The sequence below is a fragment of the Microcystis sp. Msp_OC_L_20101000_S702 genome (assembly GCF_007095705.1).
Taxonomy (GTDB): Bacteria; Cyanobacteriota; Cyanobacteriia; order Cyanobacteriales; family Microcystaceae; genus Microcystis; species Microcystis ichthyoblabe_A.
Window position 1 is genome coordinate 1 of the sequence record NZ_SFBO01000189.1, and the last position, 14,712, is coordinate 14,712.

The following is a 14,712-nucleotide window of genomic DNA, read 5'->3' on the forward strand; positions in this document are numbered from 1 at the left end:
TATGAATTATGAATTATGAATTATGAATTATGAATTATGAATTATGAATTATGAATTATGAATTATGAATTATGAATTATGAATTATGAATTATGAATTATGAATTATGAATTATGAATGGGGAAGAAAGTCAGTGTACCTCATTACTCTGAATACCGCTATATTAAGAAACAGAATATCTAGGTGATTTCCGAGAACAAATTTACCTTTGGCAGAGTTTAACAATGCCAAGCTCTGACAGCAGATAATTGACACTCTGGTAATTTCTTTAGAGGAAATCACCCTAAATCCTTTCTAAAAATTGGGTTGGCGTTGAAAGCGTAAAAGGATAGGTATAGCTAACCCAATGGGAATAGCTAAAGTCATTAAAAAAGCTTTTGTCATCATGCCTAGGGTGGTGGCAAGTAATAAAGAACTAGCATTCTCTGGTATGGTCATAATCTGAATTAAGCCGCTTGCTGCTTGAAACGCAAAGATTCCTGGTACTATTCCCACTACCGCCCCAAAAGCGATTACAGCCGGTGGCGCATGAAAACGATGAGAAAAATAAAGCGCCATTGTCCCAACAACAGCAGAAGCAATTAAATTACCCCAAATAATACCTGGTCCATGGTCAATACACAACCATCTTACCCCATGTCCCACCATGCCACAGACAATGCAAGCCCATAACATTTTCGGCGGCACATTAAAGAAAATGGCGAACCCCATAGCCGCTAATCCAGCAAAAATAACATCTTCAAATAGAGGCAAGGGAGAAACAGGATTACTGACAGGCAGCAAGGCGTTTGTAACCGTTGTCGAGAGAAGTAAACCAAAGGCGATTGAACTAAGAATCACCAAACTATACTCTAGACGTGCCATGCCCATGGGAATATGATTCTCGACTAAATCTAAGACTCCATTAATCAGATGAACCCCCGGTACTAACATCATCGACGGGATGAGAAAACAGATATTAGGAGTAGAACTCCATCCCAGTGGGCCTGCCACTCCCCCGATACATCCCCCCAAAAAAGCAGCTAGAAAATTAAGTAAAAAAGGATTAAAATGCCTTTTCCCCAGTTCTTGCCGTAAGATAACGCCCACTGCTGTAGCAATTCCCGTAATCACAAAGGAAGCCCAGTCTCCCTGAAAAATACGGGCTAAACTTGCCCCTGTAAGGCCTAACATCAGAATAATGAACCAGCGAGGGTAATAAATAGGGGGATATTTATCGATCTTTTCTAATTTCTGGATTAACTCAGTCAAGGTTAAACGATTTTGCTGAAACTTTTCGATCGATAAAAAAACCTGAGTAATTAAAGCCATATTAACGGCAATGCTGGTGATGGGACGACTAAAGTGTGAGGAATATTCATTTTCACTCTTTACGGTTAGTTTAATGGCTTCATATTCACAATATACCCGGACTTCTACCCCGAATTTTTCCGCTAATTGTTGAATGGTTTGATGCACTCGTTCGGTGGTGGTACTGTGCTGCAATAAGATGCGGCCAGTTAAGAGCATCAGGTGAAAATAATCGGGAAAAGACGGAGATTTAGGGGATAAATAGGATTTTGAGGTGAAAGGATCGCACTCCACTTTGGTTTTTCTCCTTTTTTAATTAGAAATTAGACTTTGTGAAAAACCTACACTTGTGTCATCATACCGCACCTACATCTAAAAGAGTTGACTCTTCCAACCTGATGGAGCAAACTGTATAGTAAAATACGAATTGGATTTTGGATTGTCTGTTGGGTTCCAGTTTTAGGATAAACCTCGAAAATGGGATACTCCCCCCAAATAGACATTTGCCTCGTTTAAGGTTAGACTGAGCTTAACTGGAAATATTTGTCTTTGCTTATGTAAGTCGGGACTAATAAAGCCGCTGCTAAGTACCTAAGCAAAATTAATTACACATATCTAACCACCTCTTACCTCTTGCCTCTTGCCTATCTTCACTAGGAAATTAATTTTGCACGACTACTTATCTATATTTGTATAGTTTTTTTATTGCAATCTAACAGGAGTTTAACTTATGAGTCAGATAGCTATCGATAAAATTTACGAGACAGATTTCTATCAATGGACAATGAAACAAGCCCAAGCATTAAAAGAACAAAATGTCCAAGAATTGGACTGGGAAAACCTGATTGAGGAGATCGAAGCTTTGGGACGTAGTGATTATCAAGCAGTGGTCTTCTTACTAACTCGAATTATGCAACACTTTCTGAAGATTGATTATGCTAATAAGCCTGAGTGTAATCGCCATTGGCAAGCCGAAATCAAAGCTTTCTCTAACACTCTTAAGCGTCGCTACAGTCCATCAATGAAGCCTAAGCTAGAAGTAGAATGGCAAGGGATCTATTCGGATGCAGTTGACCTGTATTTGATTGACTCTCCCCCTTCTAACATCCCTGAAACCTGTCCTTATCATTTTAATGATTTATTTTGATGCCAGAAACTCACCTTAATTTCTTAAAACTTAGGCACTTCCACAGGCTAGAAGTCTGTTCCACACAGGTTATTTTACCTCGTTCCCAAGTTCTACCTAGTAACGCCATTTTCAGGTTCTACCTGGAGAATGATATATATGAATAAGGCAGAGCTTTGGAACCAGAATACACAGGTTATATTAGAAGTTTGTTTCACCATTAAATGAGATTAGAAATTATGTTTACCACTAAACCGATGACTACTGCTACTAAGATAAAAGAGAGGATGGAATGAAAGAGTGTCATGCGTCGCATCGCAACACTTTCAATGGATACGTCCGATGTTTGGTAACACATAGCGATAGTAAAAGAGTAATACATGAAATCCCAATAATCCACCAGTTCTTGATTGGGAAAGTCTAAACCTTTGCGGTAAGCGGATGAATCTTCTGCGGATAGTTCATCGTAGTAGAGTCTGGCATAATACAGAGCGAAAAAAGTATGTACCAGAGTCCAAGACAAAAAGATCGCTAATAAGGATAATCCCATGTGCAAATTCGTCAACAAGGGAGACCATTGCTTCGAGTTGTTGAGCAATAAAGAAAGAGCAATTAACCCCATACCAGAAAATAGCAGCACAGCAAATAAAGTGCTAATACCCTTGGGTTCTTGCTGTTGAGACAAGCGAAAGGTATCTTCCGCAGTCGCTTTGGACATTTGCACTGCTAAAACACTCAAATAACTTAGTATCGCTAGATCGTAAGCCAAGAGAAACCGCAATTCCTGGTAAAATTCTCCCGTGATTAAATAAACGAAAATTGCCACTGTCAGCGTGAAGAGAAACCGGTTGATGGGAGAAGTCAGCCGAAAAATCATTTTTTGCTTGGCGGTCATTTTTAAGAGCCTTGATTTTCACAGATCTAGTTTAGTTGAAACGGTATGGGTTTCTCAGGATAGCCCGGCAGTCAATTCTCAGGTGAGGGCAGACAACTAGCCCCTCTCTTCCCTTCGGGTAAAAATTCTCGATCGAATTGGCAATTTAGTCCTAGACAAGGCCTAATCAGTTGCGCTCCTCGTACCTGAAATAGAGACTGCGAGCCTGTATTTTGGAACTTTTAAAGGTATTTGCGATATTTTTTCAATCGAGCTTCTCCAATAACGGCTAGGCGCTGCACATCGGCAAGGCATTGCTCCAATTCGGCGATCGCCTGCCTTTGCCCCGCTGCCAACTCTTGCCATTGTGCCTCAGACTCTGGGGTTTTGGGGAAGGCCACCAGCGCACCACTGCCGGTGCTGGCAGCGCAATCTATGGTTGCCGGACTGTGGACGTACCACCGCCTCAGCCAAGCTGAACCGATCGCTGCCACCGGCTGTAAGGCGGCGAGGCGATCTTCCAGTTTCTCGATCGATTCAGCCTGCTCTTGACACCGGCGCTGCCAAGAATTGACGGGCAAGGCTTCCAGCTGCCGATAAACTAAAGTTTGGCTCGTTATCTCGTTTAGAGGAATTTTGTCATCTTTACTTTCTCCTAGCTGGGGACTGATCACTGTTTCGGTTCGTCCCACCTTTGCATCGGCCAGATTTTCCCTCACCAGCAATTTCTCTTCCGGGGGACGAGGAACTTGTTTTTTCGCCTTGAATTCGGCTTTCTGGGGGACTTCTGCCCCTGGGTTCGCTGAAGCTACGGCCTTGCCGATCGCAGTTGCCAGTTCTTGCTCTAATTGCGCGGGAGAAATTTTCCCTTCAGCAAAGGTGACAATGATTGAGTTAGCCAAGGGGTTAATGCGGACGCTGATAACGCTTTCTAGAGCAGCGATCGCTCCCTGGAGAATATTTTGTCCTGTTAGGTTTTGGCGCAGGAAAGGGACACGCAAGCGGATTCGCCCAGGAAGTGAGCTAACCACTTGATAGGAGATTGGGGGGGTAGCATTTGTGGAAAATTCAGACGTGCCACCAAATAGCATATTGACACTCCCGTCGCTAAAAGCGAAGGATTCTTGGTTCATAGAGTTTCCTTAATCTGGCAGGACGTATCCAGCATTCGCCAGAGGGAATCTCTCCCCAAGCGTATTAGTTTCGGTGTGTCCCACCGTACTTAGTCCCTTTTTGAGAATGTTGATAGCGGCGTTAATGTCTCTATCTTCTACATAACCACAATGGGGACAAGTATGGGTTCTCGTAGATAGAGATTTAGGGACTTTTTGACCACAATTAGAACAATTTTGACTCGTGTTATGGGGGGCTACTGCTACCGTAGCCTTACCATATTTAAAACCAAAATATTCTAACCATTGTCGAAAAATAGACCAAGCCACATCATTAATAGATTTAGCAAGTTTAGAGTTTTTTACCATGCTTTGAATATTTAAGTTTTCGTAGGCGATGAAATCGTTAGATTTAATGACGCGCAATGCCTCTTTTTCGACAAAGCCTTTACGTTGCCTACTTACTCTTAAATGCTTTCTAGCATATCTCTTTCTAGCTTTTTGGTAGTTGTTTGATTGGGGTTGACCTTTTCTAAACTTTTTAGATTTCTTCCGATTCAGTCGATTTAATCTTTTTTCTGCCTTGCGATAGTATTGCGGTATCTCTACCGTTTCCCCATCACTGTTAGCGTAGAAAACTTTTAAACCTACATCCAATCCCACACATCTTTTTGTTGGTTCTAGGGGTTTAGCATATTCCCGAATATCAACGCTAAGACAGAATTGGACATAATAACCATCCGCTCGTTTAACAATCCTAACTCGTTTAATTTGGTCAATAGGGTAAAAGTTTAGGTCTCTGGTTCCTTTTAGTTTAACCGTGCCAATGTTTTTCTTATCTGTGAAAGTGATTTTCTTTCTATCCTCTGATAATTTCCACCCAGAGTTTTTGTATTCCACAGAACGATTATTTTTCTGAAACTTAGGATAACCCTTTTTCCCTTTAACCTTTTTCTTACAATTGTCATAGAAACGAGCAATAGCTGACCATGCCCGTTCAGCCGATGCTTGTCTGGCCGTAGAGTTTAGAGTATCGACAAACTTGAACTGTTTAGCGAGAACTGCACAATATTTATTGAGAGAATATTTATCGATTTTGTCTTCTCTCTTGGCATCCATCCAAAGCCTTAAAGCCTTATTACGGATGAATTGTACTGTACGAATAGCTTCATCAATGGCAGAACACTGACTTGGTTTGACCACGGCTTTCGTTTCTAAGACAATCATTGTTTATCAACCTCAAACAACTTATTTTATCTTAACCTTTAGAGCATCGGATTGTCAAGATTTCAGTGAACATTGAGCTTTTACATTGAGCTTTTACATTGAGCCTGTCGAAATGTGTCGAAATGTCGTGCTTCGTGTCACTGAGCTTGTCGAAGTGCTGTTTTATACTGGTCGGGGTTTCATCCCGTCGCTAAAAGCGGGGGTCTTTACCCCGACATTCAAGATAAATCTCCGCTGCTCGCCAAGACATTGACTCCGAATTCCTTGAGTGCGACGACGCAATGCTGTCCGAAATATCCTAACCCACAGAATAAAAATTGATCTAGTTTTAAGTTGCCATTACTGAAGTTAGGAGAGTTCACATTTACCTCTGACTAATTTTTAGTTTCTGGTAAAAACTGAATGATATGTTTTCTAAATTCGTCAGCGACTTCTTTGGCCTCTTCTAAATACTTTTCATAGCGATGGGGATCTTGTAAAATATTAATTCCCCCTTGATTAAAGTCTTTTTTTTCTGCCCATTCTCGGGCAATTTCTTCAATGGGGTCGCAACAGAGATGAAGTGCCTTCTCAACGATTAGCTCTTTCAAATGTTCGTGCATATATTCTCGGGTCATTGTTGAACTACTCCTTAAGTATGGTCTGCTGAAAAAGTTTTTCGTGGGGGCAGGGTGTAGGGTGTGGGGTGTAGGGTTTTACCCATTTTCATCTGGTAAATTACCTAATTTTCGGGGAAAAAGTCCCCGAATTTTCGCCCGGATCACTCTCGGCTGGAACTTTTTGAGGTCAAAAAAGTCTAAAAGTCTTATCCAACAAGTTTTTTAGATTTATTCAGCCAACCCTAATTAATTTTGCTTAGGTATTTGATACTTTCCTTGAGATTTTAAAGGAGGGGGCTAAGAGAATGCCCCCCTACAAAATTGCAGTTATCGAGTGGGTTTCTCGATCGGTCAATTAGGGATTAGGATTGGGACGTTTCCTCTACGGAAGTGATTTGAGTCGTATTTCTTGCCGCCGCTGTTTCCGCTTTCGCTTCTGCCACTAAATCTTGCCAAGATTGACCAGCTTCGGCAAAAGTAGCTTGCAGTTTTTCACTAGCTTCCATCCCTAATTTGATCCCGCTTTTGGCCGCATTGCGACCTGTATCTGTAATGGCTTTGCCGGTCTGGGGACTAACTAAACCAACTAGGGAACCCAATACTAAAATTGCGACGACTCCAACACCGCCAAAAACCAGTAATTCTTCCATAAAAACCTCCTGAATGAGTTGTTCACTATTAACTGTCTATTTTTCGCTAGTTGCCTTAGCTTTTTTAGCGGTTCTGATTTCGGCCTGTGCTTCCGCTACCAGATCGTTCCAGGATTCGCTGGCCTCAGCTAGATAGGTTTGCACGGTGTCAGCGGCCTCTGCACCCCACTTGATTCCCTGTTTAGTCATGTCGCGCCCGGTTTCGGCGACCTTTTCCCCAGTTTCAGGGTTGCTTAAGGCCCCAATAGCGGGGGCAATCGCCAGTGCCGCCAAACCAACCCCTAGGGCGAAAATCGGTTCAATACCTAATAAAAATTCCATGAGACCTCACAAATTTGCTCGATTTTGGATTTTGACTGTTAGACGTTCGCCGCATCTCGATAGGTCGTCTTCTCGCCACCGAGGGCCGGGCGCAAGCCGTTCAGTCCGGCTAAAATTGCCGAACCATTATTGATGATAATCGCTAGGATCGGATCGAGGGCAAAGAGGACCCCCACCGCCAGCGCCCCAAAGTTAGGAATTCCCACAATTAAGGCATTTTGGTAGATAATGTCCATCACTTGCTTGCTGATCTCGATCGCATGGGTCAAGCCGCTGAGATCGTTATCCATCAGTACCACGTCGGCAGTTTCCCGAGCGATGTCGCTCCCTGCGGCAAAGGAAATCGAGACATCGGCATAGGCAAGGGCGGCCGAGTCATTAATGCCATCGCCGATAAAGGCAACGGTTTTCCCTTGCGCTTTCAGTTGCTGCACCACTTCCACCTTCCGTTCTGGGAAAGCTTGGGCGTGGACCTCATCCCGGCGCATTCCTAACTCTTGGGCCACCGCATCCGCTACCTGCTGCACATCGCCAGTGAGCATATGGGTGCTGATTCCCTGCTGGTGTAACTCAGCAATTACCCCGGGGCTTTCGGTGCGGATCGGATCGGCATACATGATAACGCCAATTAGGATGCCATCCCGGGCCACATAAGCCAGAGAAATGCCTCCTGTCTTAAACTGCTCGCTGGCACTAATGTCGATCCCTTCCGTTTTCATAAAGCGGCTGCTCCCCACCAGTAGCTGCCGCCCTTCGATTTGGGCGACCACTCCCAATCCAACCCGATAATCCCACTCCTCGCAGGTTTTCGTTTCCGTCCCCTGTTGTTGGGCCTGTTGGACGATGGCATGGGCAACGGGGTGGCTCAACCCCTGTTCCGCCGAGGCCGCCAGACAGAGAATTTCTGCTGGGGTAACTCCCTCGGCGGTAACTTGAATGTCGGTGACGGAAGCATTGCCCTGGGTCAGGGTTCCCGTCTTGTCAAAGACGACGCAATCGACTTTTGCCAACATTTCGATCGCCCGGCCGCTGCGGATGTAAACCCCGGTCCGGGCAGCGTATGTTAATCCGGCTAAGACGGCGGTGGGGACAGATACGCGGATGCCAGTGCCGAAGTCGAGGGTGATAATGGCCGTTGTCCGGGCTAAATCTCCCGTGAATGCAAAAATGCCCGCCCCAATCAGTAGGGTGGGCAACACGGCAATGTTGGCAAATTTGGCGGCATAGTTTTCTACGCGGGTGTCGTGGACGGGAGCGGCTTTCATCAGTTCCACGACTACCCCGGCGCGGGTATTATTCCCCGTCCTTTCCACGAGAATTGCCAATTGTCCCTCTACTAACAGGGTGGAAGCATAGACCTCATCATCTACTTCCCGGTGGACGGGAACCGATTCTCCCGTCAGTTTCTGTTGGTCAATTAGTCCCTGTCCCCGGATAATCTTGCCGTCGATGGGAATTAAATCTCCCGGATAGACTATGACGAGATGGCCTTCTTTTACGTCTTTGAGGGGAACTTGCACTTCTACGCCGTCCTGTTCGATCCAGGCATATTTGCCCAAACTGTCCAGTAAATCTAGGGTCTGACGTTCGCTGGAGCGAGCGGTGACATCGCGAATTACTTCCCCAGATTCGATCAAACTGATCATGAAGGCGGGGGGAATGAAATGGCCCTGGGCGGCGCTGAGGGTGATGGCAAGGGAGTCGAGGAAATCGACAGTCAATTGTTTTTCTTCGCTGATGCCTTCCCAAGCTCGACCGTAGGCGGGCAGACAGGCGGCTAAAATTAACCCCCCAACGAGCAAGGGGGGGAGTTCTAGGGGAACGGCGACAAGAGCGAGGGCTAAACTGGCAGCGGGAATGCCCAACCGCTCCCAATAGTTAATTTCGTGGGATGTGGGTGCTGTCGCTGCCTTGGTGGTTAGGAGATAGCCGCGATCGGCTTCTTCCATCGAGAGTAGGATATATTCCCGTAGTTGTTCGGGGGAAATTTCCTCGTAATTGTATTCAATAATCAGGGATTCAGCCGCCTCATTGCAGCGAACTTGTCCGATGACATTACTATCCTCTAATATTGCCACTAAGTTGCTGGCATAGTCAGGATCGTAACCCAGGCGCTCGATCTTGACCCGCCAGCGTCCTTCGAGGGAGTGAAGGAGTTGATAGTCTTGGGAAAACCTGTGAGCTTCGGGGACAATTGCCGCGGTTTCGTTAAGTATGTCCGGTTGGACAATTACTTTTTCTGTAGTATCTGTCAAGGTCATCTTAATGGGTGTTGATTAGTATCTGCCTGACACTGGCATCGACCATTTTTTATTGTCAGGAGGGAAGACGGGGAATCAATCCAGAACTCGTGTCTGCAAGCAGGCTGTCTGTACTTCGTCGAGATTAGTGGCAAACCCCAGTATAGTTGACATTACCGTGCTGAAGTTTAAAGACGCGATCATTGTTGTCTAAACTAAAGCTTAGAGGAGTACCAGCTTGACTCTTGCCTTTAAAGGTATTATTGCCCTGATAGGTTGTTAGAGCTAGTCCCACGGGTTGCATTTGTGGGGGAGTGGCCGCTCCAAAGGCATCAATCGTGATAGATTGATGTTCTTTGTCGATAATCACCACGTCTCCTTCGGCAATGTCCGTCACTGATTCCACTATTGTTACGGCAACGGGCCGTTTTCTCTGGATCGATGCGTTATCAATGACAGAGGTATAAAAATAGATTTTCGTTCCTTTGTCTGTCTTCCCCCTAGCAACGCAGAGAATGCCATTTCCTAGACTGGGTGCTTGGGCTAAAACAGGCTTAATGGACAAGCTAGGCAAGGAAAGCAAGGTTACAGATGCTAACTAAGAGTGCGGCTTTGTTAGGAATTTTTAACATTTTTCTGCAAGGGGTAAATTAACTTCCAGTCATCATACTAAAAAAAGTGAAATTTTGCCATAGTTTTGAGGCGGATCGTTTTTTTTCTCACTGGGTAGTGATTCGCTAGTAGTAGTGATCCGTCTTGCTTATTTGGTATAGCTTGACACAAAACTTAATTTAGGAGTTACAAAGGTGAGATGCTTCCTTCTCGGATTTGACTAGCTTGAGAAAATGTGGAGAGATTAAGGTTGACTCCCTGAAGAGTCATCCGCGTACATATTTATGAGTTTTGAAAAATAAGAAATAATCTTGAAGTTCCATAATTAATTACCTTTGATTTTCCCGCTTATTTATTAACAATTATATCTGCTGTAATTAGGAATCAACTTCTTGACTAGAAGAGGAACCTCTTTTAAAAGGAATTAGTTTTTTGATTAATTCAGGTGTGATTAAGCCTTGGGGATAAAAAATGGTTCCCAAAACAATTAAAATTCCAAAAATAATCAAACGACCATCGCGCAAGAAATTCCCCAACCAAATTGGTAAACCATTCACGCCGCCGAGGGCGCGTAAAACTTCGGGCAAAGCAGTTAAAACAATGCCTCCCACCACTGGACCGATAAAAGTTCTTGAACCACCAATTAAAACGAAAGCCAAGAAAATAATACTGGCATCAAAAGTGCCTTGACGGGAATTCCAAGTATTGAGAAAATGGGCGCTTACCGCCCCCACAACTGCCGCTAAAACTGCCCCGAAAGTGAAGGATAAAACTTTGTGATAGGTGGGATTAATTCCCATAGCCGCAGCTGCCAATTCATCGGCACGAATGGCATTAAATGCCCGACCAATTTTGATGTTTTCTAACCGGTAGAGAAACAGCATAGTTAGGAATAAGAGGGGCAAAGCCAGCCAAAGGTAGGCTAATTGAGTGGTGAAAGGTTGGGGAATGGCGAAAATACCGACTGCACCACCAGTTATCTCGAGATTAAGGGCAATAATTCTCAAAATTTCTACCCAGGCGATCGTGGCAATAGCTAAATAAATACCTCGCAAACGGAGAACAGGAATACCTAAAACTATGGCTAATATTCCTGAAATAATGCCAGCAACTAACATTTCTAAAAAGACCAAAGTAAGGGGATAATTGCTACTGGTATTAGTAAAAACTTTCGTGGAAAGAATGGCGGCTACATAACCACCTAAAGCGTAAAAACCGGGGGTTGCTAAGGATAATTGACCAGCCATTAAGGGCAGATAAACTGAAAGGCCTAAGCTGGCTCCAAATATCATGGAAACGATTAAAAAACCATAGGTGTTAAGAAAATCAGCCATATTTTCGGTGAGCGGTTATTGGGTGTTTAAGTTACTGGAGTCAATTAGCTAATTTTATCACCGTTTTCTCCCCTCTGATTCTCTGGTAATTCTCGAAATTATCATAATTTTTTACTTGGTACTTTTCCTATAGGGTAGCGTTCGCCACCTGAAAAGCAGACGGGATGATCGATGATGGGAAAAAGTATCTTTCTTAACTTTGTCTGGGAAAAAATTCAGGGGAATTCACGAAACAGCAGCATTGGTTAGTTAACTCCGAAAACTGGTTCCTCAAACTGGTTCCTCGGACTCCTCTGGCTGAATTTCCCGATAAAATCGCAGTAACGGGCGAAAAAGTCCTAGAAGCTGAGGATAGCATCAGTTTTACCCCAGAAGCAATCCATCAGGTACAGGCGATCGGTGAGGAACCAGTAATGTGCTTCTAAACGTTTTCAATTCGCTCCTCTCACTAATCGAGCAGTGAATTTTTAGGTTAGAGAAATGATAGATAAATGAGAGGATCATGAGACAAATATGAAAGTTTTCTGAGGAAAAATTAGTTAAGATAAGGGGAAATTAAAGGATAAACAACTATAGATGTTTACTTCACTCGAACTTTTGACCATTTCTTTTGTAGCCGTGGGATTAGCCGCCGATGCCGTGGCCGTTTCTCTGACCAGTGGCCTGATGATTCGTCATATTCATGTTAATAAGGCTTTGAAAATTGCTTTGTTTTTTGGGGGATTTCAAGCGATTATGCCGATGATCGGTTGGGGTATCGGTCTAACCTGTCGGGATTTCTTCGCCTCTTTTGACCACTGGATCGCTTTTATTATTTTAGGGGTGATCGGCAGTAAAATGATCTACGAAGCTGTTCAAAATGATGATGAGGAAAAAAGGTTTAATCCTCTAGATTCCTATACTTTAATCGGATTAGCGATCGCTACTAGCATCGATGCTTTAGTAGTTGGTTTGGGTTTATCGATGATTAAAACTCCCTTACTTTTAGCTTGCACTATTATCGGTTCCATTACCTTTGCTTTATGTTTTATAGCTGTTTTTATCGGTCATAAATTCGGTAATTTATTTAGTCAAAAGGTGGAAATTCTCGGCGGTTTAGTTTTAATATTAATCGGCAGTAAAATCCTTATTGAACATTTAATTGCCTAGATTATCTCCATTTTTCACTATCCTCCCTATTTTCCCCGACTATTTCCATAGGCGAGTGGCTAATTCGGGATAACCAGCCTCAATTAAAGCCTGATCTCTGATACGACAGGAATCGCATAAACCACAGGGTTTAACTTCACCTTGATAACAAGACCAAGTATCAGCAATGGGGACCCCTAAACTAACAGCACGACGGACGATATCTACCTTACTATCCATCATCAAAGGGGCAATTAATTGGGGTGCTTTACCTTCTAAACCCGCTTTCGATGATAAATTAGCTAAAGTTTGAAAGGCCTCTAAATACTGGGGACGACAATCGGGATAACCAGAATAATCCACTGCATTAATTCCTAGATATATCGCCTCCGCTGCCCTTGCTTCCGCTAAAGAAAGAGCGATCGAAATAAAAACTGTATTTCTCCCCGGCACATAGGTAATCGGGATAATATTCGGGTTAATTCCCTCTTGGGGAATAGCAATAGATTGATCCGTTAAAGCGGAACCTCCCCACAAAGATAGATTGACTTCGATCAGATGATGTTCTTTAATATTGAGGAAATTAGCAATTTTTTTCGCCGCTGCTAATTCCCGCTCGTGTCTTTGTCCATAACGAAAAGAAAGGGCGATTAATTGATAACCAGCCGCTATAGCGATCGCTGCTGTTGTCGCTGAATCTAATCCCCCGGAAAGTAAAATAATCGCCTTTTTTGTCATTATCCTAATGTCACCTGTGTTTGTTGATAATTAGCTACTAAGATAAATTGTTTTAGCCACCGCGAACCTAACAAAATCTCCTGAATTGCCTCCCCTGCAAAAACGGGAATTTCGTATTCCTGACCATCAATTCTTACTCTGCCTAAATATATATCAAAAAATGCTTCTCCTTGGGCGGTTATCAATTTATTTTGTCGCAAAAAATGCCAATCAAGACTGTCAGCATCTTGACTATTTATGGCTAAAAACTCGGTAAAACCCGTATCCAGCATAACTTCTGCGGGTAGAATCAATCCATCATCGCCAACTAAATCAATATCAAAATAAATTTGTCCTTTGGTTCCAAATCTCCCTGCAATCATATTCTGCCACTAACTCCAGTTTCATTAATGCCAAAGATATGATGGATTTTGTCGGGATATTTTGCCCTTGCTTTTTTACTGGCCACTTCTTGATCGGGATCGATAAAATAATCGCCGCTATCGGGTTCGATCGCAATGTACCAACCATAGTAATGTTTCATTAACCGGGGCTGTAAACTCTGAAAAATCGGCCAACAACGATGATAAAATTCTAATTGTCGGGCGCGATGTTTGGCCTTTTCTTCCTCTGTCGATTGAATCTCCGGAAAAACTCGACCACGACGCACTACTCGTTCAGAATTGTTGTTAGACATAGTAAGTAATAGGACAAAATTAACTTCTTGGTTAGGATAGGCGTAATTAGTCACAGTAAGAAGCAGGGATTATTGAGAATAAAGTAATCCTTAAGCCCTAGATAGATATTACAAAGTCTTTTTGAGGTGGAGAACGCTCGCCGGCTAACAAGTTGAAAAGTTCCTCAACCGCATTTGGCTCTTCTAGGTTCTGTGTGAGCATGGTACAATAGTAACACGGACCAGGAGGTGGGTTATGTGGATAAATTTTGATCAACTCCTCGATTTACCAAATGTAACAGTGGTCAATGTTCGTAGATCTGGACAAGAAAATTTGACTAGATGTGATTAAAGGACATAAGCAAGAAGAATTAATGGAAGCCTTAAAGGCACAGCCAGACGCAGTTCGGGAGAAGGTGAAAGAAGTGAGCGTCGATATGTGGTCAGGATTTACAGCAGTGATCAAGGAATTATTTCCCAATGCTAAAATCATCTATGACCGTTTTCATGTAATGGATATCATTAATGACGAGCTTAATAAATTGAGAAAGTTAATGGGGGTGCATGAAAAAGGATTACCTCATTTATTATGGAAGAATAAAGAGGACTTAAAGCACGAGCAAAAACAACAACTAGAAGTTATCCTGAAAGAACATCCCTGCTTAAGAATAGCCTGGGAAATGAAAAAAGAAATTAGACAAACTTATCAAAGTTGTAGAACGTTCAGAGGTGCTGAGAGAAAATTGGAAAAATGGATAAGAATAGGCGGGATATTATATCAAAGTAGTGCCAGCATGATCCAGAAG

15 protein-coding genes and 1 pseudogene are annotated in these 14,712 nt (G+C 43.2%); 3 read left to right on the forward strand and 13 right to left on the reverse strand.

The features are described from left to right. Positions 1–294 precede the first annotated feature (294 nt). Complete coding sequence (locus EWV60_RS19680; protein WP_002773518.1) at positions 295–1,584, reverse strand: threonine/serine exporter family protein; 1,290 nt, start codon at positions 1,582–1,584, stop codon at positions 295–297. Positions 1,585–2,020: 436 nt separating this feature from the next. Here EWV60_RS19680 and EWV60_RS19685 point away from each other — a divergent pair, with 436 nt between their 5' ends. Beyond that, positions 2,021–2,437 (forward strand): DUF29 domain-containing protein, encoded by a 417-nt coding sequence (locus tag EWV60_RS19685; RefSeq protein ID WP_103112430.1) that lies wholly within the window; start codon positions 2,021–2,023, stop codon positions 2,435–2,437. Between the two features lie 199 nt (positions 2,438–2,636). Here the strand turns inward: EWV60_RS19685 and EWV60_RS19690 are convergent, their stop codons facing one another. The 9 genes from EWV60_RS19690 to EWV60_RS19730 all read right to left on the reverse strand — a co-directional run bounded on the left by EWV60_RS19690 (position 2,637) and on the right by EWV60_RS19730 (position 11,385). Beyond that, entirely contained in the window at positions 2,637–3,311 is a 675-nt protein-coding gene (locus EWV60_RS19690; RefSeq protein ID WP_002742112.1) for a DUF1345 domain-containing protein, read from the reverse strand. A 221-nt stretch (positions 3,312–3,532) separates the two neighbouring features. Beyond that, on the reverse strand, positions 3,533–4,423 hold the full coding sequence (locus EWV60_RS19695; protein ID WP_287234184.1) for an HMA2 domain-containing protein: 891 nt from the start codon (positions 4,421–4,423) through the stop codon (positions 3,533–3,535). A gap of 9 nt (positions 4,424–4,432) precedes the next feature. Then, complete coding sequence (locus EWV60_RS19700; protein ID WP_287234186.1) at positions 4,433–5,629, reverse strand: RNA-guided endonuclease InsQ/TnpB family protein; 1,197 nt, start codon at positions 5,627–5,629, stop codon at positions 4,433–4,435. Between the two features lie 374 nt (positions 5,630–6,003). After that, entirely contained in the window at positions 6,004–6,246 is a 243-nt protein-coding gene (locus tag EWV60_RS19705) for a hypothetical protein (protein ID WP_002742124.1), read from the reverse strand. Positions 6,247–6,590: 344 nt separating this feature from the next. Then, positions 6,591–6,878 (reverse strand): DUF5132 domain-containing protein, encoded by a 288-nt coding sequence (locus EWV60_RS19710; protein WP_287234189.1) that lies wholly within the window; start codon positions 6,876–6,878, stop codon positions 6,591–6,593. A 36-nt stretch (positions 6,879–6,914) separates the two neighbouring features. Further along, complete coding sequence (locus EWV60_RS19715; protein ID WP_002742126.1) at positions 6,915–7,199, reverse strand: hypothetical protein; 285 nt, start codon at positions 7,197–7,199, stop codon at positions 6,915–6,917. Between the two features lie 38 nt (positions 7,200–7,237). After that, positions 7,238–9,460: a heavy metal translocating P-type ATPase gene (locus tag EWV60_RS19720; protein ID WP_287234191.1), complete on the reverse strand. Its 2,223-nt coding sequence runs from the start codon at positions 9,458–9,460 to the stop codon at positions 7,238–7,240. 124 nt (positions 9,461–9,584) lie between these two features. Beyond that, the gene (locus EWV60_RS19725) at positions 9,585–10,004 is read right to left on the reverse strand and encodes a hypothetical protein (RefSeq protein ID WP_287234193.1); all 420 of its coding nucleotides are present in this window, start codon (positions 10,002–10,004) and stop codon (positions 9,585–9,587) included. Positions 10,005–10,428: 424 nt separating this feature from the next. Further along, complete coding sequence (locus EWV60_RS19730) at positions 10,429–11,385, reverse strand: branched-chain amino acid ABC transporter permease (protein WP_002773531.1); 957 nt, start codon at positions 11,383–11,385, stop codon at positions 10,429–10,431. A gap of 576 nt (positions 11,386–11,961) precedes the next feature. Between EWV60_RS19730 and EWV60_RS19735 the strand changes: the two genes are divergently transcribed. Next, the gene (locus EWV60_RS19735; RefSeq protein ID WP_002738103.1) at positions 11,962–12,534 is read left to right on the forward strand and encodes a manganese efflux pump MntP; all 573 of its coding nucleotides are present in this window, start codon (positions 11,962–11,964) and stop codon (positions 12,532–12,534) included. Between the two features lie 39 nt (positions 12,535–12,573). On the opposite strand, the gene queC is transcribed toward EWV60_RS19735, so the two are convergent. Genes queC through EWV60_RS19750 form a run of 3 tightly spaced genes read right to left on the reverse strand, consistent with a single transcriptional unit; the run spans position 12,574 to position 13,927 of the window. Further along, positions 12,574–13,251 carry a 7-cyano-7-deazaguanine synthase QueC gene (gene queC / locus EWV60_RS19740; RefSeq protein ID WP_002737609.1) on the reverse strand — a complete coding sequence of 226 codons (678 nt, stop codon included), beginning with the start codon at positions 13,249–13,251 and terminating at the stop codon, positions 12,574–12,576. Continuing rightward, complete coding sequence (locus tag EWV60_RS19745) at positions 13,251–13,613, reverse strand: hypothetical protein (protein WP_002735719.1); 363 nt, start codon at positions 13,611–13,613, stop codon at positions 13,251–13,253. The genes queC and EWV60_RS19745 overlap by 1 nt, the downstream gene beginning before the upstream one ends. After that, complete coding sequence (locus tag EWV60_RS19750) at positions 13,610–13,927, reverse strand: hypothetical protein (RefSeq protein WP_002736011.1); 318 nt, start codon at positions 13,925–13,927, stop codon at positions 13,610–13,612. Before EWV60_RS19750 ends, EWV60_RS19745 begins: the two co-directional genes overlap by 4 nt. 293 nt (positions 13,928–14,220) lie before the next feature. On the opposite strand from EWV60_RS19750, the pseudogene EWV60_RS19755 reads away from it, so the two are divergent. Further along, positions 14,221–14,712, forward strand: a pseudogene (locus EWV60_RS19755) (ISL3 family transposase); the annotation flags it as partial.